The sequence below is a fragment of the Pseudomonas sp. PKS genome (genome assembly GCF_051913525.1).
Taxonomy (GTDB): Bacteria; Pseudomonadota; Gammaproteobacteria; order Pseudomonadales; family Pseudomonadaceae; genus Aquipseudomonas; species Aquipseudomonas guariconensis_D.
On record NZ_JBEGDO010000001.1, the window covers coordinates 354,520 to 378,651 of the forward strand.

At 64.5% G+C, this 24,132-nt stretch carries 22 protein-coding genes; 4 read left to right on the plus strand and 18 right to left on the minus strand.

The window, feature by feature from the left end; translation table 11 throughout:
• Positions 1 to 3: 3 nt before the first annotated feature.
• From ABOA88_RS01725 to ABOA88_RS01735, 3 genes are read right to left on the minus strand one after another with little or no spacing between them, the layout of a single operon-like run.
• A complete protein-coding gene (locus ABOA88_RS01725) occupies positions 4 to 309 on the minus strand; it encodes a DUF6482 family protein (RefSeq protein WP_196168417.1) in 306 nt (101 codons plus the stop codon).
• On the minus strand, positions 306 to 842 hold the full coding sequence (locus ABOA88_RS01730; RefSeq protein ID WP_196168418.1) for a DUF3833 domain-containing protein: 537 nt from the start codon (positions 840 to 842) through the stop codon (positions 306 to 308). Before ABOA88_RS01730 ends, ABOA88_RS01725 begins: the two co-directional genes overlap by 4 nt.
• A gap of 2 nt (positions 843 to 844) precedes the next feature.
• On the minus strand, positions 845 to 1,384 hold the full coding sequence (locus ABOA88_RS01735) for a chalcone isomerase family protein (protein ID WP_367850866.1): 540 nt from the start codon (positions 1,382 to 1,384) through the stop codon (positions 845 to 847).
• A 176-nt stretch (positions 1,385 to 1,560) separates the two neighbouring features.
• Between ABOA88_RS01735 and ABOA88_RS01740 the strand changes: the two genes are divergently transcribed.
• Together ABOA88_RS01740 and ABOA88_RS01745 are read left to right on the plus strand one after the other, a co-directional pair.
• Positions 1,561 to 2,052, plus strand: a complete 492-nt coding sequence (locus ABOA88_RS01740) for a DUF1543 domain-containing protein (protein WP_367850867.1) — start codon at positions 1,561 to 1,563, stop codon at positions 2,050 to 2,052.
• Between the two features lie 134 nt (positions 2,053 to 2,186).
• Complete coding sequence (locus ABOA88_RS01745) at positions 2,187 to 2,822, plus strand: hypothetical protein (RefSeq protein ID WP_367850868.1); 636 nt, start codon at positions 2,187 to 2,189, stop codon at positions 2,820 to 2,822.
• Between the two features lie 301 nt (positions 2,823 to 3,123).
• Here the strand turns inward: ABOA88_RS01745 and ABOA88_RS01750 are convergent, their stop codons facing one another.
• Positions 3,124 to 3,597 (minus strand): nuclear transport factor 2 family protein, encoded by a 474-nt coding sequence (locus tag ABOA88_RS01750; RefSeq protein ID WP_367850869.1) that lies wholly within the window; start codon positions 3,595 to 3,597, stop codon positions 3,124 to 3,126.
• Positions 3,598 to 3,832: 235 nt separating this feature from the next.
• Between ABOA88_RS01750 and ABOA88_RS01755 the strand changes: the two genes are divergently transcribed.
• Positions 3,833 to 4,948: a polyamine ABC transporter substrate-binding protein gene (locus ABOA88_RS01755; RefSeq protein ID WP_419183372.1), complete on the plus strand. Its 1,116-nt coding sequence runs from the start codon at positions 3,833 to 3,835 to the stop codon at positions 4,946 to 4,948.
• An 84-nt stretch (positions 4,949 to 5,032) separates the two neighbouring features.
• On the opposite strand, the gene hemB is transcribed toward ABOA88_RS01755, so the two are convergent.
• The 6 genes from hemB to ABOA88_RS01785 form a co-directional block, all read right to left on the minus strand.
• On the minus strand, positions 5,033 to 6,004 hold the full coding sequence (gene hemB, locus ABOA88_RS01760; RefSeq protein ID WP_196168423.1) for a porphobilinogen synthase: 972 nt from the start codon (positions 6,002 to 6,004) through the stop codon (positions 5,033 to 5,035).
• 158 nt (positions 6,005 to 6,162) lie between these two features.
• Positions 6,163 to 6,867, minus strand: coding sequence for an NAD(P)H-dependent oxidoreductase (locus ABOA88_RS01765; RefSeq protein ID WP_043213957.1), 705 nt, complete (start codon positions 6,865 to 6,867; stop codon positions 6,163 to 6,165).
• Positions 6,864 to 8,510 (minus strand): ABC transporter ATP-binding protein, encoded by a 1,647-nt coding sequence (locus ABOA88_RS01770; RefSeq protein WP_196168424.1) that lies wholly within the window; start codon positions 8,508 to 8,510, stop codon positions 6,864 to 6,866. Before ABOA88_RS01770 ends, ABOA88_RS01765 begins: the two co-directional genes overlap by 4 nt.
• A gap of 2 nt (positions 8,511 to 8,512) precedes the next feature.
• Positions 8,513 to 9,340, minus strand: a complete 828-nt coding sequence (locus tag ABOA88_RS01775) for an ABC transporter permease (RefSeq protein WP_070573701.1) — start codon at positions 9,338 to 9,340, stop codon at positions 8,513 to 8,515.
• Positions 9,341 to 9,343: 3 nt separating this feature from the next.
• A complete protein-coding gene (locus ABOA88_RS01780; protein ID WP_230387634.1) occupies positions 9,344 to 10,306 on the minus strand; it encodes an ABC transporter permease in 963 nt (320 codons plus the stop codon).
• Positions 10,307 to 10,333: 27 nt separating this feature from the next.
• Positions 10,334 to 11,935 (minus strand): ABC transporter substrate-binding protein, encoded by a 1,602-nt coding sequence (locus tag ABOA88_RS01785; RefSeq protein ID WP_367850870.1) that lies wholly within the window; start codon positions 11,933 to 11,935, stop codon positions 10,334 to 10,336.
• 162 nt (positions 11,936 to 12,097) lie between these two features.
• Between ABOA88_RS01785 and ABOA88_RS01790 the strand changes: the two genes are divergently transcribed.
• Complete coding sequence (locus ABOA88_RS01790; protein ID WP_196168426.1) at positions 12,098 to 12,538, plus strand: RrF2 family transcriptional regulator; 441 nt, start codon at positions 12,098 to 12,100, stop codon at positions 12,536 to 12,538.
• A 126-nt stretch (positions 12,539 to 12,664) separates the two neighbouring features.
• Here ABOA88_RS01790 and ABOA88_RS01795 read toward each other — a convergent pair whose 3' ends face one another.
• The 8 genes from ABOA88_RS01795 to ABOA88_RS01830 all read right to left on the minus strand — a co-directional run bounded on the left by ABOA88_RS01795 (position 12,665) and on the right by ABOA88_RS01830 (position 23,990).
• On the minus strand, positions 12,665 to 14,080 hold the full coding sequence (locus ABOA88_RS01795; protein ID WP_367850871.1) for an aldehyde dehydrogenase family protein: 1,416 nt from the start codon (positions 14,078 to 14,080) through the stop codon (positions 12,665 to 12,667).
• Positions 14,073 to 15,263 carry a pyridoxal phosphate-dependent aminotransferase gene (locus tag ABOA88_RS01800; protein WP_043210850.1) on the minus strand — a complete coding sequence of 397 codons (1,191 nt, stop codon included), beginning with the start codon at positions 15,261 to 15,263 and terminating at the stop codon, positions 14,073 to 14,075. Before ABOA88_RS01800 ends, ABOA88_RS01795 begins: the two co-directional genes overlap by 8 nt.
• Before the next feature lie 20 nt (positions 15,264 to 15,283).
• Positions 15,284 to 16,510: an alanine racemase gene (alr, locus tag ABOA88_RS01805; protein WP_367850919.1), complete on the minus strand. Its 1,227-nt coding sequence runs from the start codon at positions 16,508 to 16,510 to the stop codon at positions 15,284 to 15,286.
• Positions 16,511 to 16,546: 36 nt separating this feature from the next.
• Complete coding sequence (locus ABOA88_RS01810) at positions 16,547 to 18,154, minus strand: 5-guanidino-2-oxopentanoate decarboxylase (RefSeq protein ID WP_367850872.1); 1,608 nt, start codon at positions 18,152 to 18,154, stop codon at positions 16,547 to 16,549.
• Entirely contained in the window at positions 18,147 to 20,264 is a 2,118-nt protein-coding gene (locus tag ABOA88_RS01815) for an acetate--CoA ligase family protein (RefSeq protein ID WP_367850873.1), read from the minus strand. Before ABOA88_RS01815 ends, ABOA88_RS01810 begins: the two co-directional genes overlap by 8 nt.
• A gap of 18 nt (positions 20,265 to 20,282) precedes the next feature.
• The gene (locus tag ABOA88_RS01820; RefSeq protein WP_043210842.1) at positions 20,283 to 21,443 is read right to left on the minus strand and encodes an acyl-CoA dehydrogenase family protein; all 1,161 of its coding nucleotides are present in this window, start codon (positions 21,441 to 21,443) and stop codon (positions 20,283 to 20,285) included.
• A 33-nt stretch (positions 21,444 to 21,476) separates the two neighbouring features.
• Positions 21,477 to 22,268 (minus strand): enoyl-CoA hydratase/isomerase family protein, encoded by a 792-nt coding sequence (locus tag ABOA88_RS01825; protein ID WP_367850874.1) that lies wholly within the window; start codon positions 22,266 to 22,268, stop codon positions 21,477 to 21,479.
• A gap of 309 nt (positions 22,269 to 22,577) precedes the next feature.
• Entirely contained in the window at positions 22,578 to 23,990 is a 1,413-nt protein-coding gene (locus tag ABOA88_RS01830; protein WP_367850875.1) for an amino acid permease, read from the minus strand.
• Positions 23,991 to 24,132: the final 142 nt, after the last annotated feature.

Consider the following 24,132-nt stretch of genomic DNA (forward strand, 5'->3'; position numbering starts at 1 on the left):
GGGCTACCACTGGCTGGCCAAGGTCAGCGGCATCCGCAACGGCGCGACGGGGCCGTCCCTTTGACCGCACATTTCATCATGCACCACCTGCTGCACCAGCATGCACGGCACCGGCGGCAGGTTGGCCAGAAGCTCGCGCAACTCAGTGGTCGAACGCAATCGAATGGCCTGCCCGCCCGCATCGCTCAGGGTGACCGGGCTGGAGCCGGTCATCGCGCGCAGGACATAGAACCCGCCTTCGAGCGACAGCAGTTCAAGTGACTCGACCTCGCCGGCCGAGACCCGTTGGGTGAGTGTATTCAGGTTCATGGTGTGCCCTCCGGCAGACGGCGGAAGAACAGCGTGATCTGGCCGATCTCCACGCCCAGTTTGCTCATGCTCGAGCGGTTGATGAGGGTGTCGTCATCTATCAGGTACATCCAGTCGTCCAGGTCAACCTGCCAGTGCTTTCCATCGACGGGCAGATCGAGCTGGTAACGCCATCTCAGGGCATTGCCCGCCACTTCGCCGTGGGCTTGCCCGACCACATCCCCGGCTGTTCCGCGCCAGCGGCCAGGGCCGTCCGGCACCAACGTCCAGGTACGTTGCTGACGCGTGCCGTCGCTATAGAGAAAATGTTCGTCCAGAATCAGTCGCTCGCCGTCGCGACGGCTATCGATACGCACCTTGAAGCGCTTGACCACTTCTCCCGAACGCTTCTGGAACATCCCCCAAGCCTGTACCGGCCGCGAGAAGAAGGCCGCCAGGTCAAGGTGAGGTTGTTCGGCGGCATACCGCTCGACTCCGACGTTGCCACAACTGCCCAGCAGTAGGCAGGTGCTCAGCAATAGCACTCTGTACATGTTCAGTTTCCTCGGTCGTCACCGGCCAGGCCGAGCAGGCGCTGACGCAATTGAGGGTCCCGGGCTCGCGGATCCAGCCAGATAGCGAAGAACGCCCGGGCGAACGTCGGATCGGCAACCTCACGACTGAGCCGCCCGTCGACGTAGAAGCGGCAGCCCTCCCGCGGCAAGTACACCCCCGTGATGCGCATGCCCGGGCGCACATCCACGAAGGCCGCCGCCATGGTTTCGGACCAGGCGGTGATCTGCCGGGCCGTCACACTGCCGCCTCCCAGGCGACGCATTTCCTGAAGGCTCGCCTGCACCAGCGTGTCCCGAGATAGAGAGCGGTGGTAGGTCAACTCCAGGGCGAAGGGCTGGCTCCAGTTCTGCACCGGTCCGACGGCCCAGAGCCGAGCGCTGTACAGGCGCAGACCGAACCAGGTGAAATCCCCCTCGCCAAGCCGCTGCGCACCCGGCAGCGCCGTTCGCCAGTCCGCAGAGACCGACGGCATCGTGCCTAGCAGCAAACAGAGACAGACCATCCGAACCAGGTAAGCCATGACGAACCTGTGGTGCCAAATATCTATACAAAGATTAGTTTTATGTACAATTTAATTCAACCGATGTACAGATATTTCGGATCAGATGAAAGGCCCGCATGACCGCCCTACCCCTTGGCAACAAGCGGCCGTGACCTTGAGAATGCGGCCCTCAGCTCACCGAGAAGGAAACTTTGATGTTGTACGTAGTCATGCTCGGAGGTCGCCACCCACGCGCCAGCATCGAGGTGCACGATGTGGTGTTTGCCCAGGCACAGACCCTGGAGCAGACCTACCCGCAATTGCGTCAGGGCTGGTTCGGCAGCCGCGCGGGGCTGCATATCGACGGCTGGCTGGAAGTCGATGGCATCGATGCCTACCGCGTCGAGTTCAGCCACATGGCGCCTGGGCCAGACGACCCAAGGCTGTTTTTCATCAACCTCGGCGGTTACGAGCCAGCGGTCTTCGGTGAAGCGCACCGCTACCTTCTGGTGGTCGCTCGGAACAAGCAACAGGCGCGGCAACTGGGCAAGCAGCGCCTGCGGGCCGACTGGCTCAAGCCCCACACCGACGCGGTACTCGAAGTGGATGATTGCCTGCCGATCGACTGTGTGAATGGCCGTTACGTGCACCTGGTCGAAGGCGCGCACCGCGGGATCGGTCAACACAGCGACTATGTACTGCTCTGAAGCCGTCTACCTGCCTGCGTCTACAAAGCGATACATAAAGACCGATCCCAGACACATCTGAGATAAACACTTCGGACATCCTGGCTCCGGACTGCGGTGGCACCCTGCACGCCGCCCCCACGACGGAGTTTGCCATGCACCTTCATGCTCAACCTGCCGGCCTGCATGGCTGGCGACTGTTCTGTGTGCTGTCTGTTTCAGTTCTGATCATCACAGCGTTGGCGCTGATGGCCCAATCGCACTTGCTAGAGGCCTTACGCAGTGCGATCCGGGTGACGGCGCGCACGTCGTTTATGCTGTTTCTGGCGACCTTCCTGGCCTCCTCGCTGGCGGCCCTGGTGCCCAGCGCCTTCACTCGCGGGCTACTGCGCGAGCGACGGTTTCTCGGATTGGCTTTTGCCTTTTCCCACGCGGTGCATGCGGTGCTGATCATCGCGTACGCCAAGTTGTTCCCCGACACCTTCTGGCAGGGTCGCTCTGCCGTGGCCAATATCCCCGGCTCGGTCGGCTACTTCTTCATCGTCCTGCTGACCCTCACCTCGTTTCCCGCAGCCGTCCGGTTGCTCGGCGCGCGCACCTGGAAGACGCTGCACAGCACCGGCACATGGGTGATCGCGGGAATTTTCGTCCTGTCGTTCTACAAACGCATTCCCATGGGGTCCTGGTATCCGTTGGCATTCGCGCTGATTTTCAGCGCCATCGTCTTCAAGCTCACGGCCAAACTGGCCGCGCGTCTGCGTCGCAGTGCGCGCACCGAGGTCAGGGCCTGATCGCGTCAGCCAAGCCCAGGTCATCTGCGCTGGCATGAAGCATCGGCCTGACCTGGGAAACCCACGGCGCCAGCAGCGCCATGGTGTTGTCGATCGATGACCAACGCTCCCAGCCTGTTGCGCGAGCGCAGGAAGGCCGCCCTGCTCAAAAGCCTCTCGACGGGCACATCACCGATTCGTCTCCACGGCGCTGGGCAAGCTGTATTGGCAGGCCAAAGGCAATCCCGTTACCGAATCCATCCCTTGATGCCCAGGCGGGACAGTCGCTTTATCGGGCTGCCCCGCCAGTAACAGCCAAGCGCTACAAGCCCAGTTCACTCAAGCCTGGATGGTCGTCCGGACGTCGCCCCAGAGGCCAACGGTATTTGCGCTCCTGCTCGGTGATCGGCAGGTCATTGATACTGGCAAAGCGCCGCTGCATTAGGCCGTTCGGGCCGAACTCCCAGTTTTCATTGCCATAGGAGCGGAACCAATTGCCTGAATCATCGTGCCATTCATAGGCAAAACGCACGGCGATCCGGTTATCGGCGAATGTCCAGAGTTCCTTGATCAGGCGGTAATCCAACTCCCTGCGCCATTTGCGCTCGAGAAACGCCTGAGCCTGGTCGCGCCCTTCGATGAACTCGCTGCGGTTGCGCCAGTAGGTGTCCTCGGTATAGGCCAGCACCACTTTCGCAGGGTCGCGCGTATTCCAACCGTCCTCGGCGCGTCGGACTTTCTCGATGGCGGTTTCCAGAGTGAAAGGCGGCAAGGGTGGGCGTGATGACTCGCTCATTTGATGACCTCCAGAGGCGTTCAGAGGCCTTAAGCTATAGCTCAAATGGGCGACGCGTGGAGGCCGCGTCGTGCGTGCCCTCGCGTAGTTGGTCGCCTCAGCGAATCGTCAGCCTACCCTGCGACACAACGGCTCGCACCTACCCCAGGGGTTAACCCTTCGACGGGATAGGAAAGCATTCAGCACGCGCCTACATTCGCCCTACCCCTTTGCAGCGCGATAACAAGGATTACAAATGCAGCTCGAACGTTTTCCCACTGTCGGCCGTCGCCTGGCCATGCTTGGCCTGGCCGGGCTTCTCAGCCTCGACGCCGTCGCCGCCGGTGCACCCACCGTGCATTTCTACAACTGGTCCGACTTCCTGGCACCGGAAACGCCCAAGGCCTTCGAGCAGGCCACCGGCACGACCTTGGTGCAGGATGCCTTCGACAACGCCGAAGTCATGGAAAGCAAGCTGATGGCCGGTCACAGCGGGTATGACGTGGTGATGGTGCCCGATGACCTGCTGCCCAACTTCATCAAGGCCGGCGTGCTCGCGCCGCTGGACCTAGCCCAGTTGGGCAACCGCTCGCACCTGGACGAGCAGGTGCTGCGCAAGCTCGCCGTCAACGACCCGGGCAACCGCTATGCCGTGCCCTACATGTGGGGCACCACTGGCATCGGCTATGACAAGGCCAAGGTGACCAAGCTGCTGGGCAAGGACGCGCCGGTGGACTCTTGGGACCTGGTGCTGCGCAAGGAGAACATCGAAAAGCTCAGCGCCTGTGGCGTGGCCATGCTCGATGCGCCGGTGGAGATCCTGCCGATCGCCCTGCACTACCTGGGCTTGCCCGCCAACAGCCGTAACCCGGACGACTACCGCAAGGCCGAGGAACTGCTGCAGGGCATCCGCCCGTATGTGCGCTATTTCGATTCGTCGAAATTCACCACGGACCTGGCCAATGGCGACATTTGCGTGGTGGTGGGCTGGGGCGGTTCGGTGTACAGCGCCAAGCAGGCGGCCGAGCGGGCCAACAATGGCGTGCAGGTGACCTACAGCATCCCCCGCGAAGGCGCGCCCATGTGGATCAACAACATGGTGGTGCTCAAGGACGCCCCGCACCCCGAACAGGGGCATGCCTTCATCAACTACATGATGCGCCCGGAGGTAGTGGCCAAGTCATCCGACTACGTGGGCTACCCCAACGGCAACAAGGACGCATTGCCCCTGGTCGAACCAAGGCTGTTGAAAGACCCGGCGGTCTATCCACCGACCGAGGTGATGGGCACGTTGTTCACCCTGGAGACGTTGCCGCTCAAATATGAACGGATGCGTACACGGACCTGGAGCAAGATCAAGAACGGGACCTGATGCGAATCCGCAGGGCAACGCCGTCCCTGTAAGAGCGGCTTGAGCCGCGCCCCGGTGAAAGGGCCGCAGCGCGGCCCCGAGGGCTCAGATACCGTCGCGCGCCAGGTCCATCGCGAAGTAGGTCAGGATCAAGTCCGCACCGGCACGCTTGATCGAGCCGATGCTCTCACGCACCACACGGGCTTCGTCGATGGCACCGGCCAGGCCACCGAACTTGATCATCGCGTACTCGCCGCTGACCTGATACGCCGCCAACGGCAGGCGCGAGGCAGCGCGGATGTCGGCGATCACATCCAGGTAGGCACCGGCCGGCTTGACCATCAGCACATCCGCTCCTTCCTGCTCGTCGAGCAGCGACTCGCGTACGGCCTCGCGGCGGTTCATCGGGTTCATCTGGTAGCTCTTGCGGTCACCCTTGAGCGCGGTGCCGCCGGCCTCGCGGAACGGGCCGTAGAGCGAGGAAGCGAACTTGGTCGAGTAAGCCATGATCGCGGTGTCATGGAAGCCTGCGCCGTCCAGGGCGCTGCGGATCGCCTGGACCTGGCCGTCCATCGCCGCCGACGGGGCGATGAAGTCGGCACCGGCCGCCGCGGCCACCACCGCCTGCTTGCCCAGGTTGGCCAGGGTGGCATCGTTGTCCACGCCGTGATCGTGCAGCACGCCGCAATGGCCGTGGCTGGTGTATTCGCAGAAGCAGGTGTCGGACATCACCACCATTTCCGGCACGGTGTCCTTGCAGATGCGCGCCATGCGCGCCACCAGGCCGTTCTCGTTCCAGGTGTCGCTGCCCGTGGCATCCAGGTGATGCGAAACGCCGAAGGTCATCACCGACTTGATACCGGCACGGGCATAACGCTCGATTTCACGGGCGAGCATCTTCTCAGGGATGCGGTTGACGCCCGGCATGCTGGTGATCGGGACGAAATCATCGATACCCTCCTCGACGAAGATCGGCAGGATCAAATCGTCAAGGCGAAATTCGGTCTCCTGGAACAGCGTACGCAGGGATTCGTTCTGCCGCAGGCGACGAGGGCGGACAGTGGGGAAGTTCGACATTGGAGCTCCAGACAGTTTTGCTTGCTGCCACCTTAAGTCGTAGGGCCGCCACTGAAAAGTCTTGACGCAAAGAATATCTGTTGCGCGCCGGGCAACAAACCGGGGCAGACGGCCTGCGCCGCCCTCCCCGGCATCCGCTCAGCGACAATCGGTCGCAATCATTTGGCCAGCGGGTACAGCGCCTCGTCGAATTGCGAAAGCTTGGGGAACTCAAGCGGCAGGTCGTCCGACAGGTGCTCCAGGCGCTGCTGGTAGTCGCGCAAAAAGCCCTTGCGTGCCTCATCGCTGATATAAGGCACGTGCCAGGCCACGAACGGCGGCAGCACCTCCAGCCCCACGTACGCCAGAGTGCCGCGCAGGATCGGCCGCAGCATGTCCTCCAGCGGCCCGTGGATCGCCCCTTCGCCGAACATGTGCTCGCGCCCGCCGAGGGTCACGGTGACCAGGGCCTTCTTGCCCACCAGCCCGCCCTGGTCATAGAAGCGCTTGCCGCCGTAGCACACGCCGGACACCAGCACCCGGTCGATCCAGCCCTTGAGCATGGCCGGCGCCGAGAACCAGAAGATCGGGAAGTTGAGCACCAGCAGGTCTGCCCACAGCAGTTTGTCCAGCTCGGCCTGGATATCCGGGGCGATGGAGCCACTCTTGACGCCCAGACGCTGCTCCAAGGCATAGACCAGGTAGTCGGGGTTTTCGCGCTTGCCGAAGTCCTCGGCGCTGGCCACCGGGTTCCAGCCCATCGCGTACAGGTCGCTGACCTGCACCTGATGCCCCTGGGCCTTGAAGGTTTCCACCGCCTGGTCACGCAGGGCGGCGGTGAAGGATTGCGGCTCGGGATGAGCGTGGACGATCAGTACATTCATGAAGGTTGTCCTTGCACAGATTGCAGGTTGGAGTGTCCGGCGCGGCGGGCCAACAGACGGTCGAGCCAGTCAGGGTCCATTTCCGGTTCGGAGGAGAACAGCAGCCCGGTGTAGTCGCGGTACGGCGGCGAGAAGATGGCCTCGCGACTGCCGTGATCGACCACCCGGCCACGCTGCATCACCATCACTTCGTCGGCAATGGCGCGTACCGTGGCCACGTCGTGGGTGATGAACAAGTAGGAAACGCCCAGTTGCCGCTGGATGCGATCAAGCAGCTTGAGCACGCCCTCGGCCACCAGTTGATCGAGGGCCGAGGTAACTTCGTCGCAGATGATCAGCTCAGGCTCGGCCGCCAGGGCCCGGGCGATGCAGATGCGCTGCTTCTGTCCGCCGGATAGCTCGCGGGGCTGGCGGTCCATGTACTTGGCCGGGTCCAGCTCGATCATCTCCAGCAGTTCGGCCACGCGCTGGCGCAAGGCCTTGCCCTTGAGGCCTAGGTAAAAGGTCAGCGGACGGCCGATGATGTCGACGATGCGCTGGCGGGGATTCAAGGCGGTATCGGGGATCTGGTAGATCATCTGGATCCGCCGCAACTGCTCCTTGCTGCGCTGGCGATAGTCCGCTGGCAACGCCTTGCCGTCGTACAGCACTTGCCCGCTGCTGGCTGGCAACAGGCCGGTGATCAGCCGTGCGGTGGTGCTCTTGCCACTGCCAGACTCGCCGATCACCGCCAGGGTCTGGCCCCGATGCAGCGTGAGCGACACCTCATGCAGCACCGGCTGGGCGCCGTAGCTGGCGTTGGCCTTGCGCACCTCCAGCAAGGGCTGGGCCTGGGGCGGACGCGCTTTGGGCTGGGTGTGGAAACTGCGCACCGCCCACAGCGAGCGGGTGTAGTCCTGGGTGGGGGTTTGCAGCATGGTGCGGGTCTGGGCCTCTTCCACCAGGCTGCCGTGACGCAACACCATGATGCGATCGGCGATCTGAGCCACCAGCGCCAGATCATGACTGATGTACAGCGCGGCGCTGCCATAGGTGCGCACGGCATCGCGAATGGCCGTCAGCACTTCGATCTGGGTGGTGACGTCCAGGGCCGTGGTGGGCTCGTCGAACACGATCAGGTCCGGATGACAGGCCATGGCCATGGCGGTCATCACCCGCTGCAGTTGACCACCGGAGACCTGGTGCGGGTAGCGTTGACCGATGCGCTCAGGGTCCGGCAGGCGCAGCACCCGGTAAAGCTCCACCGCTTCGGCCTCGGCTTTGGCCCGGTCGATTCCGCCGTTCTTCACCGCCGTCTCGATGTGCTGGTCGATCAAACGATGGGCCGGGTTGAACGATGCCGCTGCGCTCTGCGCCACATAGGCGATGCGCAAGCCGCGCAGACGACGCAGGGTCTCGGGCGCGGCGCCCACCAGTTCCTGGCCATCGAAACGCACCGAGCCGCCGCTGATGCGACAGCCGTCGCGCACATAGCCCATGGCCGCCAGGCCCAGGGTCGACTTGCCCGCCCCCGACTCACCGATCAGCCCCAGCACCTCGCCTCGCGCCAGGGTCAGGTCGATGCCCTTGATCAGCGGGTGCCAGGCATCGTCGTGGTGGCCGTCGATGCGCAGATTACGAATTTCCAGCAATGGTTGGCTCATGTTCAGCACTCCTTGAGGCCACTGGCCGTGTGCAGCACCCAGTCCACGACGAAGTTCACGCTGACGGTGATCAGCGCCACGGCCAGCGCCGGCAACAGCGGGCTGACGTCACCGAAGGTGATCAGCACGGCGTTGTCACGCACCATGCTGCCCCAGTCGGCGGTCGGCGGCTGGATACCCAGGCCCAGGAACGACAAAGCACTGATGAACAGAAAGACAAAACAGAAGCGCAGGCCGAACTCGGCGATCAACGGCGCTGCGGCATTGGGCAGCACCTCGCGGCTGACCAGCCACCACAACCCCTCCCCGCGCAGACGCGCGGCCTCGACGAAGTCCTGTACCACCACCGTCATCGCCACCGCCCGTGCCAGGCGGAACACCCGGGTGGCATCGAGCAGTGCGATCACCAGCACCAACGAGGTGGCCGTGGTGCCGACCACGCTCAGGATCAGCAAGGCGAAGATCAGCTGCGGGATGGCCATCAGGATATCCACCAGGCGCGACAGCCCCTGGTCGATCCAGCCGCCCTTGATCGCCGCCACCAGGCCGCAGAAGCCGCCCACGGCAAAGGCCAGGGCGGTGGTCAGAAAAGCGATCCCCAAGGTATTGCGGGCGCCGTAGACCAGACGGCTGAACATGTCGCGACCCAGGTTGTCGGTGCCCAGCAGGAACTGCCCGCCCCAGGGCGCGAAGCCCTCGCCCACCACCTCGGTCTCGCCGAATGGCGCCAGTACCGGTGCAAACAGCGCCACCAGCACATACAGGACGATCACCAGCAAACCGAACTTGGCGCTCAGCGGCGCACGCTGCAATTGCTTGAACAGGCTCATCGGCTACCCCTTCGGATGCATCAGGCGCGGATTGCTGGCGATCGACAGCACATCGGCACTGGTGTTGAGCAGAATGTAGGTGGCGGCGAAGATCAGGCTGCAGGCCTGCACCACCGGGATGTCGCGCTTGGCGACAGAATCCACCAGCAGTTGGCCCAGGCCTGGGTAGACGAACACCACCTCGACCACCACCACCCCTACCACCAGATACGCCAGGTTCAACGCCACCACGTTGATGATTGGCGCCAAGGCGTTGGGCAAGGCATGGCGGAAGATGATCCGCGCTGGCGAGATGCCCTTGAGCCGCGCCATCTCGATGTAGGGGCTGGCCAGCAGGTTGATCAGCGACGCGCGGGTCATGCGCATCATCTGCGCGACCACCACCAGGGCCAGGGTCAGCACCGGCAGCAAAGAGCGCTCCAGCACTTCGCCCAAGGAGGCATCAGGCGACAGGTTGGAGATGCTCGGCAGCCAGGCCAGCTTCACCGCGAACACCAAGATCAGGATGTAGGCGACGAAGAACTCCGGAAACGACACCGCCGTCAACGCACTGGTGTTGAGCAGCCGGTCGAACCAGCTGTTGCGGTACAGCGCCGCCAGCATGCCCAGCAGCAAGGCCAGCGGCACCGAGACCAGCGCCGCCAGCAGCGCCAGGCTGAAGGTGTTGCCCAGTCGCGCGCCGATCAGCTCGGCGATCGGCCGCTGGTTGGCCAGCGACACACCCAGATCGCCATGCAGCAGTTGCCAGGCCCAGTGACCGAAGCGGCTCCAGGCTGGCATGTCCAGCCCCAGTTGCGCCCGCAGCGCGGCGACGGTTTCTGGGGTGGCCGACTGGCCGAGCATGGCTTGGGCGACATCGCCAGGCAGCATGCCCACGGCCAGGAAGATGATCACCGAGACGGCCAGCAGCGACAGCAGGCCCAGGGCCAGGCGTCGCGCAAGTAATGAACCAAGACTATTCACCATGGGCTCCTCGTGCAGTGACGAAAGGGATCAGGCCTGCCACCAGCGCTCGATCAGCCGCAGGCCATCGAGTTCGCCATAGGGCGCGGTGACCCCGCCGTGGGTGACCCGACGCGACCGTGCCGCCACCGAGCTTGCGAACAGCGGCACGATGGCGCCGCCGTCGTCACGGCACAGGGCCTGCATTTCGTTGTACATCTCCTGACGCAGCGGCGCGTTCATCTCGCCACGGGCGGCATTGAGCAGCTGGTTGAAGCGGGCGTTGTCCCAGTGCGTCTCGTTCCAGGCTGCGCCCTTGGCATAGCCGATGCTGAACATGCGGTCGGCGGTCAGGCTGCTGTACCAGAACGAAGTGGTGAACGGCTGCTTCATCCATACGTTGGTGAAGAAACCGTCGGCCGGTTCGCGCACCACATCGATGTCGATACCCGCCTTGCGCGCCTGCTCCTTGAACAGCACCGAAGCGTCCACCGCGCCGGTATAGGCGGCGTCCGAAGCCTGCAAACGCACCTTGAGCGCGTCCAGCCCAGCCTGGCGCAGATGGAAGCGGGCTTTGTCCGGGTCGTAGGCGCGTTGCTCGAGCGCCGGGTTGATGAAGCGGCTGCCCGGCTGGATCGGATGGTCGTTGCCGATCTGGCCGTAGCCATGCAGCACCGAGGTCAGCAAGGCCTGGCGGTCGATGGCGTACTTGAGCGCCAGGCGCACGTCGTTGTTCTGGAACTGCGTACTGTCGCAGAGCATGGGGAAGGTGTAGTGCTGGGCGCCTTTGGTCTCTTCGATCACCAACTGTGGGTTGCGCTTGAGCAGCGCCACGGTCTTGAGATCGACCTTGTTGATTACATCCACCTGGCCGGTGACCAGGGCGTTGACCCGCGCGGCGCCATCGGCGATGGCCAGCAGTTCGGCGCTGGCAAAATGCGCACGGCCGGGCTTCCAGTAGTTCGGGTTGCGCTCCAAGTCCATGCGCACGCCCGGCTCGAAGCGCTTGAGACGGTAGCCGCCGGTGCCGTTGCCAGAGCGCCAGTCGGCCACACCGTCCTTGGCCGGCATGATCACCAGATGGTAATCGGCGACCACATAGGCGAAATCGGCATTGCCCGAATGCAGCTCGAACACCACGGTGTCGTTGCCCTGGGCGCGGACCTGGGCGACATCGCCGAGCACGGTCTTGGCCGCCGAGGTGGATTTCTCGCCCAGGTGGTGCTGGATCGAGGCGACCACGTCGTTGGCGTCCAGGGTCTTGCCATCGTGGAAGGTGACGCCCTGGCGCAGGGTGAAGGTCCAGACCTTGGCGTCGGGGCTGGAATCCCAGCGCTCGGCCAACTCTGGAATCGCCGTGCCGTCGACACTGATTTCGCTCAGGGTGTTGTATACGGCCGAGAAGCCGACAAACGTGAACGTGTCGCTCCACGAACCCGGGTCTCCGGAGTCAGTGGTGCTGCCGCCCGCCAGGCCCATGCGCAGGACGCCACCCGCCTTGGGGGTGCCCTCCTCGGCCCAGCCCGACATCGGCAGGCCCAGCGAGAAGGCGCCGGCGAAGGTAGCCGCCGCCGCGCTGTACTTGAGGAAATCCCGACGCGGCAGACCGCTGTCGGGCATCGCTTGAGTGATCTTGTTCTTGTTATCGCTCATGGCATCGCCTCTGTTGAACCGCCAGGAAAGGTCTTGTTCGCCCGACGACCAAATATTTGTAATTGTCATCGTGACAAATACATTAGACTCAATGCCACGCCCTGCCAAGTGAGATTTTCACAGGGGTGTAGACTTCGGTTTTTTATCCAGGGACCTTTGCCGATGAGCCAGTCGACTCGCCTGATCACCGCCTCGTACATCCTCTCGTTCGTGGCCGCCAACGCACCGCAGAAACTGCGTACGGAGACCATCGCCAAGTGGGTCAAGGTCCATCCGGCACGCGTGCGCAGCCTGGCCTCGCAACTGGTCAAGGCTGACATTCTCAAGTCCTGGCGTGGCGCTCATGGCGGCCTGACCCTGGCCCGTCCGGCCAGCGAAATCACCCTGCGCGAGGTGTACGACGCGGTGCAGGAAAGCTCATTGATCGCCGAGAAGATCGACAACCCGTTTTCCGGGATGGAGGATCACTGCAAGGTGTACGAGGTGTTCACCCGTCTGTTCGCCATGCTCGAGGCGAACATGCGCCTGGACCTAGGAGCGATCACGGCCGATCAGTTGTTCGTGGCGTTCGACAGGCCGGTGGAGGATGTGGCGGCGCAGTGACCCTTCCCTTCGCGCCGTCCTCTTCGCGGGTGAACCCGCTCCCACAGTTCACCATTGCCCTAAAGCAGCGAGGTTGCTGTGGGAGCGGGTTTACCCGCGAATGGGCTGCACAGCAGCCCTCCGGTCTCAGAGCTGAACCGCCTTCATCTCGACGAACTCAGCCAACCCCTCCTCGCCCCACTCGCGCCCGTTCCCGGACTGTTTGTAGCCGCCAAACGGTGCCCGGTAGTTGAACCCGCCACCGTTGACGAAGCACTGCCCGGCACGCATCTGTCGGGCCAAGGCCAGCCCACGCTCGCGATTGCCTGCCCACACTGCGCTGGACAAGCCAAACGGCGAGTCGTTGGCCATCGAAATGGCCTGCTGCTCACCGGCATACGGGATCAGGCACAGTACCGGCCCGAAGATCTCCTCCTGGGCAATGCGCATGCGGTTGTCGACATCGGCGAACAGCGTCGGCGCAACGTAGAATCCGCGCTCGAACCCAGGCGCCGAATCACCACCGCACAGCAATCGCGCGCCCTCCTCCTGCCCTAGGCGGATGTAGTCGAGCACCGTGCGCCGCTGCCCCGCCGAACACATCGGCCCCAGAAAACTCTGCGGATCACGCGGATCGCCCATGACCAGCGCACGCGTCTCGGCCACGGCGATCTCCAGGGCCTCAGCGTAGCGCTCGGCCGGCAGCAACATGCGGGTCAGTGCGGTGCAGGTCTGCCCGGAGTTGATCATCACGTCCTGCACGCCATGGCGCACCGCCGTTTCCAGGTCGGCATCGGCGGTGATCAGCAGTGGTGACTTACCGCCCAGTTCGAGGCACACCCGTTTGACCGTCGGCGCCGCCGCCTGGGACACCCGCACCCCAGCGCCGGTAGAGCCGGTGAACGACACCATGTCCACCTGCGGATGCCGCGCCAGCGCTTCGCCCACCTTCGACCCCGGCCCGCTGACCAGGTTGAACACCCCGGCAGGCAAGCCGATGGCGTCGATCATCTCAGCCAGCAAGAAGGCGTGCAGCGGCGTCTCCTGGCTCGGCTTGACCACCACCGTGCACCCGGCAGCCAAGGCCGGTGCCAGCTTGCCGATCATCTGGTGCAGCGGGTAGTTCCACGGGTTGATGAAGGCACACACGCCCACCGCCTCGCGGTACACCAGCGAGTTGCCGACTTCACGCACCTCATCCATCAAGCCAGCCAGTTCGACATACTGCTCCAGCCCTTCGATAGGCCCGTCGACCTGCACCATCTGGCACCACTGCACCGGCATGCCCAGTTCGCTGGTGATCACATCGGCCATTTCTCCGGCCCGCGCACGCAATTGCTCGGCCAAGGCACGGATATAGCCAGCGCGCCGACTCGATGGTGTGCGCGACCAGTCAGCGAACGCCCTTCGCGCCGCACTCACCGCCCGCTCCACATCCTGCTCGTCGCCCAGCGGCACGCGGCCGATGGCAATTTCGCTGGCCGGGTCGATGACCTCGGCCATGCCCTGCCCGCTCGGCACCTGCCAGGCGCCGTCGATGTACAGCCGCGCGTACTCACGCATGGGTCTGCTCCTTCATCAGTTCGGCGGCGCACCGGGCAATGCGTCGGCACGCTTCTTCCAGCGCCTGTGCACCGACCACCAGGCCAAGGCGGATATGCCCGGCAGCGCTCGGGCCGAAGGCCTCGCCCGCCAGTACCGATACGCCCTGGCTGTCCAGCAGGCGGTCGGCGAAGGCCTGGGCACTGAGGCCGGTTTCACGGATATCGACCATCACGAACATGCCGCCATCGGGCTTGAGCGCCTTGATGCCCGGGCAGCCAGCCAGGCGCTCGCAGACCAGGTCACGGCGCTGGCGGTACGCCAGGCGCATCGCCTCGAGCTCCGGCAGCTGTTGCTCCAGTGCCGCCACCGCAGCGTCCTGGATGAAGTCGGGCGAGCCGTAGAGCATGCACAGGGCAAGATTTTCCAGATGGCCCGCCAGCGCGGTCGAACCCACCACCCAGCCCACCCGCCAACCGGTCATCGCATGGGACTTGGACAGGCTGTTGAGGGTCGCCGTGCGTTCGGCCATGCCCGGCAGGCTGCCGGGGCTGACATGCTCGCCGTCATACAAAAGCTCGCTGTACACCTCATCGGAGATCAGCCACAGGTCATGGGCGATGCACAGCTCCGCCAGCGCCTCCCAGGTGGCGCGCGGCAGGCTCGCGCCCGAAGGGTTGTGCGGGCTGTTCAGCGCCAAGGCGCGGGTACGCGGAGTGATGCGTGCCGCCACATCCTCGGGGCACACGCGGAACCCGTTCTCAGGCTTGACCGGCACCGGTACCACGGTCGCGCCACAGGCACCGAACACGGCCTCGTAGGTCACGTACATGGGTTCGGCGACGATTACCTCGTCGCCTGGATCGAGCACGCACTGGGCCACGCAGAACAACGCGCACTGCGCACCGGCCAGCACCGTGACCTGGTCGGCGCTCACCGCCTGGCCGCTGCGTTGCTGGTGGCGGCGGGCAATGGCTTGGCGCAGGGCCAGCTTGCCGCGTACATCCGAATAATGAGTGTGGCCATCGCGCAGGCTGTCGATGGCCGCCTCGACGATGGGCGCCGGGGTGTCGAAATCCGGATCTCCCACCGACAGCAGCAGGACGTCCTTGCCCTCGGCCTGCATCGCCAGGGCGCGGTAGTGGATGTCCCAGGCAGCAGCGCCGTCGCCGGCGATGCGTTGGGTCAGCTTGGCAAAGCGCATGAGCGTCTCCTATGAGGGCGTCAGTCGACGAGGATCTTCGGGTTGGCGCTGCCCCAGACCGTGTAGAGGTCGGCCAGTAGCGCGTCGTTGATTTCTTCCATTTCGCTCTGGGTGATTTCACCGCCAGCCTGCTTGCCGAACAGCACCACCTCGTTGCCGTTCTTCACGTCAGGGAAGTCGGTGACATCCACCATCAGGGTGTTCATCGACACCTTGCCCACCACCGGCACGCGGTGACCGTTGATCAGCACATGGCCTTTATTGGTGAACACCCGGCGATAGCCATCGGAGTAGCCGACGGTGATGTTGGCCAGCCGCGAGTCACGGCTCAGGGTGAAGGTGCGGTCGTAGCCGACGGTATTGCCGGCCGGGTAGCTGTGCACGGCCGCAACGCGGGATTTGAACTGCATGGCCCGGCGGTACTCGGTGCGGCTCGGTACGGTGTCGCCGAACAGCGCGCCGCCGGTACGTACCATGTCCAGGCGGGCCTCGGGTACCTCCAGGGTGGCGAAGGAGTTGGCCGCGTGCAGGGTCAGCTTGCGGCGGTCGAGCTTGGCATGCTTGATCAGCCAGTCGCTCTGCTCCTTGAAGGCGGCCAGGCCCTTGCGCACGTCGTCCTTGTCTTCGACGGCGAAGTGGGTCATCAGCGCGACCAGCTCCAGGTTCGGCTGCTCGGCGATTTCCAGTGCTTCGCCACGGCCCGACCAACTGGCCATTTCCACGCCGTTGCGGCTCATGCCGCTGGAGTTCAGGGCCAGGTGGATGCGCAGGGTCTTGCCGTGGCGCTGGGCGATCGCCGCCACCTGGCGGGCGAACTCGGCGCTGCCGACCAACTCGTCCATGTTGTACTGCAAGGCGTCTTCCACCTCGCTCACGCTGGCCAGGCGCACCCGCACCAGTTGCCCCTTGAAGCCGCTGGCACGGACCACACGAGCTTCCTCGTTGCTCGCCACCGCCACGCACGGCACATCCAGGGCGATGATCGAGGGCATTACCAGGCCGATGCCATGGCCATAGGCGTCAGCCTTGAGCACCGCGCACAGCTTGGATTTACCGTTCAGTTCTGCCTGCAGGGTCCGGATGTTGTGCTCGATGGCGCTCTTGCTGATTTCGACCCAGGCGTTACTGTTCTGGATGGTCAGGACGTTGATGCCGTTGTCCATCGACAACGGCGGTGCGGCATACAGCGGGGCCTGGGCGGCCAGCAGGGCCAGGGAGGCGGCAAGAAGGGTACGACGGAATGGCATCATGCTTGTTCTCTATTTGTTGTCCTGAAGGTGCGATCAACGGGCACAGGCGTGCTTGAGTTCGATGAAAGTCACGCCTGGCGTGGCAAATCCGTTGACCAGATCCGATTGCAGCTCGTCCAGACTGCGCGGCTGGCGCACGGCGCAACCAAAGGCGCGGGCCAGGCCGATGAAGTCCGGGTTGCGTGGCAACACGCCAATCGGTTCGATGTCCAGGCCAAGCATGTCGTCACGAATCTGCCCCAAGGCGTCGTTGTTCCACAGCAGCACTACCAGCGGACGGTCGATCTCTTCGACGGCGGTGGCCAGTTCCTGGGCGGTATAGAGGAAGCCGCCGTCGCCCACCAGCACCAGGCCGGGGCGGTCTTCGGTGGCGAACATACCGCCGATGCCGGCCGGCAGGCCGTAGCCCAGGGTGCCGTAGCCGGTCGGGTGCAGCCAGCTGCGCGGTGCCCGGCTGGTGAAGGCGTAGTTGCCGGTGTAGGCGAGTTGGGTCATGTCGGTGCTGATGAAGGCGTTTTCCGGTAGTACGGCGGCGATGCGGTCGAGGATCGCCTGGTGAATCGCCTGCAGCGGCGCATGCCCTGCCCGGATCGCCTGGCGCAGGCTACTGACGGCCTCGATGGCGGCACCGGCATCGCGGGTGGCCTGCGGCAGATGCTCCAGCAGGCTGGCCAGGGTCTGCCGGGCATCGCCGTGCAGGGCAATCGCGCAGGGGTAGAAGTCGTTGAACTTGCGTGGGTCGATGTCCACCCGCAGCAGTTCGCCGGTCAGCGGCAGACGCTCACGCCAGAAATCGGTATCGGCCATCTCGGTGCCTACCGCCAGCACCACATCGGCCTCGCTGATCATTTGCCAGCCCGGGTCGACGCAAAGGCTGGCACCGGCATTGAGCGGCGCCTGCGGGGCCAGCAGGCCCTTGCCGGCGACGCTGGTGAACACCGGCGCGGCCAGGCGCGTGCTCAGTTGCACGAGCTCGGCCGCCGCGTGCAAAGCGCCGCCGCCCGCGATGATCATCGGCCGCTTGGCGTTGGCCAGCTTGACGGCAGCCTGCTCCAGACTGTCGCGATCCGGCAGGCCGCGCCCTGGGCGGCGCACCACGTCATTGCTCCAGTCGCGGGCGACCGGCGCGGCCAGCACATCCAGCGGCACCGAGATGTGCACCGGACGCGGGCGTTCGCTGTCGAACACCGCCCAGGCACGGGCGATCAGCTCCGGCAAATCCTCGGCGCTCAGCGCCACGGCGGAGAATGCGGTGATCGGCGCGGTCATGGCGCGCTGGTCCTGGGTCTCGTGCAGGCAGCCCCACCCTTTGCCCAGGCTTGCGGTGTGGTTGATGCTGGAAATCACCAACATCGGGATGGAATCAGCGTAGGCCTGGCCGATGGCGGTGGCGGCGTTGGTCACACCAGGGCCAGTGATGACGAAGCACACACCCGGCTTGCCACTGACCCGCGCATAGCCGTCGGCCATGAAGCCCGCGCCTTGTTCATGCCGAGTCAGCACATGGCGGATGCCGCTGCCCGGCAGGCCCCGGTACAGCTCCAGGGTGTGTACCCCGGGGATGCCGAACACCGTATCGACCCCGTAGTTGCCCAACAGGCGTACCAGGGCTTGGCCGCCGGTCAAAGGACGTTCATGCATGTTGTTCTCCTTGCGCCTGGCCGAGGCGGATCAGCGCGTCGACCGCGGTGGTGCCTTGAGCACCGACCATCAATGGGTTTACGTCGAGTTCCAGCAACTGGCCGGCGTTTTCGCAGGCGTAGTCGGCCACCGCGCGGATCGCCGCCACCAAGGCGTCGAGGTCGGCGGCCGGGCGGCCACGGAAACCTTGCAGCAGGCCGGCGCTGCGCAGGCCCAGCACGGCGTTGCGGATAGCGCCGTCGGTGGTGGGCAGCAGCAGGTTGACGCTGTCCTTGAGCAACTCCACCAGCACCCCACCGGCACCGATCACCAGGGCCAGGGCAAAGTCATTCTCCCGCTTGATGCCGACGATCAGCTCGGCCAGAGGCGCCTGGGCCATGGGCTCTAGCAGTACCTGGTCGAACGGCACACCTGGGGCGTAGGCCGCGATGCGCCCGCGCATCTGCTCGAGCGCCGCTTGCAGGGTGTCGGCATCGCGCAGGTTGAGGGCCACCGCGCCGGCTTCGGTCTTGTGCGGCAATTGCGCGCTAACCGCCTTGAGCACCAGCGGGTAGCCGACGCGGGCGGCGTCCTTGAGCGCCTGCTCGGGCGTGCTCAGCACACCGCCAGGTACCGGTAGGCCAAAGGCAAGCAGCGCTTGCTTGGATTGCCATTCATCGAGCAGTTGCGCCTGGCCACCCAGGGGCTGCGGGCACAGTGGCACCAGGGCCGACTCGCCCAGCTCCAGCAAGCGCTGGCGGTTGCGCTGGTAGGCAACGATTCGCCCCCAGGCCGCCAGGCCGTCCTCTACCCCTTGCAGTGCGGCGATACCACGCTCATGCAAGCGTTCGCGGGCGCTGGCCGGCAGCAGCTCAGGGAAGGCCGAGGTGACGAAGCCGATCTTGCCGTGGCGCTGCAAGGCATCGCAGTACAGCCCCAGCAGCAGGTCGCACTCCTTGCGCTCGCCGGTGAACTCCGCCGGGTAGTCCAGCACCAGCATGGCGGCGTCGGCATCGGTTTGCAGGGCGCTGTCGAGCATGCGCTCAAGCGCCGCGCCATCACCCCAAATCGCCGTGGTGAAGTCCAGCGGGTTGACCAGATTGGCGTAGGCCGGCAGCACCTGGGCCAGCTCATCGACCTGGCCTTGCTCCAGCTTGGGCAAGGCCAGGTGGTTGCGCTCGGCGTAGTCAGCGATCAGGCCCGCATCGCCTCCGGAGCACGCCAGAGCGATCAATCGACCGTCCTTGGGCAGGTGGCCGCAGGCGGCCGCCTTGAGGGTTTCGGCAAAACTGACCGGGCCGCTCACGCGGATCACGCCCAGGCGCTGGAAAAGGCTGTCGTACAGGGCATCGGAGCCCGACAGCGAGCTGGTGTGGCTCAGCGCAAGCTCGGCGCCGATCTGCGACACGCCGGTCTTCAAGGCAATGATCGGGATGCCCCGCTCCAACGCCTTGTGTGCGGCACGGGCAAAGCCCGGCACGTTCTTCAGGCCTTCCAGGTGCAGGCCAATGGCGGTGACGCGAGGGTCATCGAGCAGCACGTCCATCAGCTCGGCCACGCCCAACTGCGCCTGGTTGCCCACCGAGGCCATGTAGGCCACCGGCAGCGAGCGGTCGCTCATGGACAGGTTGTAGGCGAAGTTGCCGCTCTGGGTGAGGATCGCCACGCCCTTCTCCACCTGTTTGCCGCCATGGGCAACCGGCCACAGGGCTGCGCCATGCAGGTAATCGAGCAGGCCATAGCAATTGGGGCCGAGCAAGGCCATGGAGCCGGCCGCCTCGAGCAGGCGCTGTTGCAGCACGCGCCCTTGCTCGCCGCTCTCGGCAAAGCCTGAGGCGTAGCAAATGGCGCCACCGGCGCCAATCGCGGCCAGGTCCTTGACGCATTGCAAGGTCAGGTCACGGTTGGTGGCGATGAACACGGCGTCCGGCGCACAAGGCAACTCGGCCACACTGGGCACGCACGGTACACCATCGAGGCTTTCATGCTGTGGGTTCACCAGCCACATCTGGCCGGCGAAGCCGCCTTCGGCGCAGCGCTTGAGCGCCCGCGCCATGCTGCGCCCGCCGACGAAGGCCAGGTGCCGGGGCGCCAGCAGGCGCTTGAGGTTGTCACGAATCGAGTGCGACATGGGCAATCTCCAGACCGATCAGCGCAGCAGCGGACGCAGCAGTTCGCGGGAAATAATGTGTCGCTGGATTTCGGATGTGCCCTCCCAGATCCGCTCGATCCGTGCGTTACGCCAGATGCGCTCGACCGGTCCCTCGTCCATCAGGCCCATGCCACCGAAGATCTGCACCGCCTCGTCAGCCACCTTGCCCAGCACTTCACTGGCGAACAGCTTGGCCATGCCGGCCTCGCCGTCGGTCATGCTGCCTTGGTCCATCTTCCAGGCGGTGTGCAGGGTCAGCAGTTCCGCGGCGCGGATCTGGGTGGCCATGTCGGCGAGCTTGAACGACACGCCTTGGTAGCTGCCGATGGCCTGGCCGAACTGCTTGCGGTCGGCGGACCACTGCAGGGACAGGTCAAGGGCGCGCTGGGCCTGGCCCACACAGTTGGCGGCCACCATCACCCGACCCGCAGTGAGCCAGGCGTTGGCCACTTCCCAACCTTTGTCCACCTCGCCCAGCACCTTGCTGGCCGGTACGCGGCAGTCATCGAAGAACAGCTCATAGGTGTGGTAGCCACGGTTGCTCACGCACTTGGGGCCACGACGGATGGTCATGCCTGGCGTACCACGGTCGACCAAGAAGGCAGTCACGGCATTGCGCTTGCGGCCGTTGTGTTCGTAGGTGTCGGTGACCGCGAAGACGATGGCGAAGTCAGCGTGGCCGGCGTGACTGATGAAGTGTTTGCTGCCATTGATGACGAAGTCGTCACCGTCGCGTACGGCGCGGGTCTTGATGGCATTGGCGTCGGAACCGGCGCCCGGCTCGGTCAGGGCGAAGCAGTCGATCTTCTCGCCTTGCACACAGGGCAGCAGGTAGTCGTTGATCTGCTCGTCCTTGCAGGCCATGAGGATCTTCGAGGGACGCGCCACGAACACGTGCAAGGCCCAGGAAACCTTGGACAGCTCGCGCTCGATCAGCGCCTGGGACAGGTAGTCCAGGCCACCGCCACCGACTTCCTCGGGCATGTTGAAGGCATAGAAGCCAGCCGCAATCGCCTTGCCGCGGATCTGCGCCGCCAGCTCCGGCGACACCGCATCAGCGCGGTCCACCTCTTCCTCATAGGGCAGCAGCTCCTTGGTCACGAAGCTGCGTACCGCTTCCACCAACATTTCTTGTTCTTGGGTCAGTTGGAAATTCATCTGGAATCGTCCTGAAGAAGGTCGTGTAAGGGGTTATTTACCAACGAATTCTGGCGCGCGTCGTTCGACCGAAGCCCGTAGCGCCTCGGCGCCGTCCTGGCTGCGCCCGCACAGCAGGCCTGCGGCAAGCTCGGCTTCCAGCTGCTCGCTCAAAGTGCGCTGGGCTCCGTCGCGGATCAGGCGCTTGGTCTGGGCGTAGGCGAAAGTCGGGCCCTTGGCCAGGCGAGCAGCCAGCTCGGCGGTGACGGTCGGCAACTGGTCATCGGCGCACACCTCGCTCACCAGTCCGGCAGCCAGGGCGCGCTCGGCGCCCCACAGCTCGTCCAGGAACAACAAACGCTTGGCTTGCTCGGTGCCGATCAGTCGCGGCAAGTGCCAACTGGCGCCGGCGTCCGGGCTGTAGGCCATGCTGGTGTAACCGGCCTTGAAGCGCGCCGAGGCGGCCGCGATGCGCAGGTCGCAGCACAGGCTCAGGTCCATCCCGGCGCCGACGGCGGTGCCGTTGATGGCGGCGATGGTGGGTTTGTCCAGGCTGTGCAGACGCTGCATCAGGGCGTGGGCGGTCTCGGTCCAGCCGTAGCTTTCCAGGGCACCGCGGGCTTCGGCCTCGGCCCATTCGGCCAGGTCCGCGCCTGCGCAGAAGCTGCGCCCGGTGCCGGTCAGCACCACCACCCGCACGGCCGGGTCGGTGTTGAAGGTTTCCAGCAGTGCGTGCAGTTGCTTGAGGCTGGGAATGTCCAGCGCGTTGCGTTGCTCGGGGCGGTTGAGGGTGATCCAGGCAACGCCGGCTTCGACTTTGCTCAGCAGTGAGGACGGGCTAGTCATGGGAGGCCTCGATATTGTTGTTGGTGGCTATGAGGGGACGACTTGAACGAGATACTAAACAAGTGTTCAACAAGACGGCAATCGGGGCCTGAGTTGATGTAACAATTCAATAAATCGCCATAACTGTTTGTTTTTAAAGATTATTTACACGCAAGAACATGATTTGAAGCGTCCGCTGTTACAACTTCGCACAACTGAGGTTTTGCACTGACCGCGCCAAAGCATTCGCGGGTAAACCCGCTCCCACAGGGCTTGTGCAACACCCTGCAGGAGCGGGTTTACCCGCGAATAGGCACCACAACTGTCACCTCATACGCCAGGCGCGCTCGGCTCGAAGGCCCCCTGCCGACGACGGTTGATCAGGAAGTACGCCGCATAGCACACGGCAATGAAGCCAAAGCCCCAGTACAGCGACGGACGCTGGGTCTCGTCCAAGGCCAGGAACACGAACAGCGAACTGCACAAGGTGATGCACAGCAGCGGCACCAGTGGATACAGCGGCGCGCGGTACTTGAGGTCCTCAAGCTTGCCGCCATCACGCAGGAAGGCCTTGCGGAAGCGGTACTGAGCCAGGGCAATGACGATCCAGGTCACGGTGCCGGACATTCCGCTCACCGCCATCAACACCATGAACAGGGTGTCAGCGGCGACGAAGCTGGTCATCAGCGAGATCAAGGCGAAGCACAGGGTGATGCTCAGCGCCCGCAGCGGCACGCCGCGCTTGCTCAGCGGCGACAGGCTCTTGGGCGCCATGCCGGTCTTGGACATGGCCCAGAGGATACGCGTGGAGGCATACAGGCCCGAGTTGCCCACCGACAGGATCGCGGTGAGGATCACAAAGTTCATCAGGTCCGCCGCGTAAGGGATGCCGACCATGTCGAACACCTGCACGAACGGGCTTTCCATCAGGCCGGCCTGCTCGTACGGCACGATGGCCGACAGCACGGCGATGGCCAGCACATAGAAGATCAGGACGCGGAACACCACGTTGCGCACAGCGCGAGGGATGCTCTTTTCCGGATGCTCGGTCTCGCCCGCGGCCACGCCCATGATCTCGCAACCCTGGAAGGCGTACACCACGGTCATCATTACCGCGAACACCGCCGACAGCCCATGGGGGAACAGCGAATCGCCAATGAGGTTGTCGAGCATCGGGGCCGGCGCCCCATTGTTCAGCGGGATACCGCCGAAGATCACCAACAGGCCGATGACGATAAAGCCCAGGATGGTTGCGACCTTGATGCCCGAGAACCAGTACTCGGCCTCACCGAAGGCGCGGGTGGCCAGGGCATTGAGACCGAACAGCACGGCGACGAACAGCGCCGACCAGTACCAGATCGGCACTTCGGGGAACCAACGGGTCATCAGCATGCCGGCGGCGGTGAACTCAAGGCCCACCGTGGTGGCCCAGCTCATCCAGTACACCCAGCCGATCATGAAGCCCGTGGCCGGGCCGATGAACTTGGTGGCATGGGCCTGGAACGAGCCGGACACGGGCATCTGCACCGACAGCTCACCCAAGCAGACCATGACCAGATACATCAGAAGGCCCGCGACCAAGTAAGCCAGGATCGCCCCCATCGGGCCGCCCTGGTTGATGGTGACCCCCGAGCCCATGAACAGGCCGGTGCCAATCACCCCGCCCAGCGACAGCATGAAGATGTGCCGGCTCTTGAGCGCACGGGTCAGTTGGATGCCTTTGCGGTCAGTGGATTCAGACATGGCGCACCTCGACCTGGCAGGCGCGTTGGGCGGGTAGAGAATTCAGGAGGTCTTGAGCTTTACGGCATTTCATTATTCTTATCTCCAATAAGCCTCATGGACCGTGTGGAGCACGGTTGCCATCGATTATTGGAAACGGATG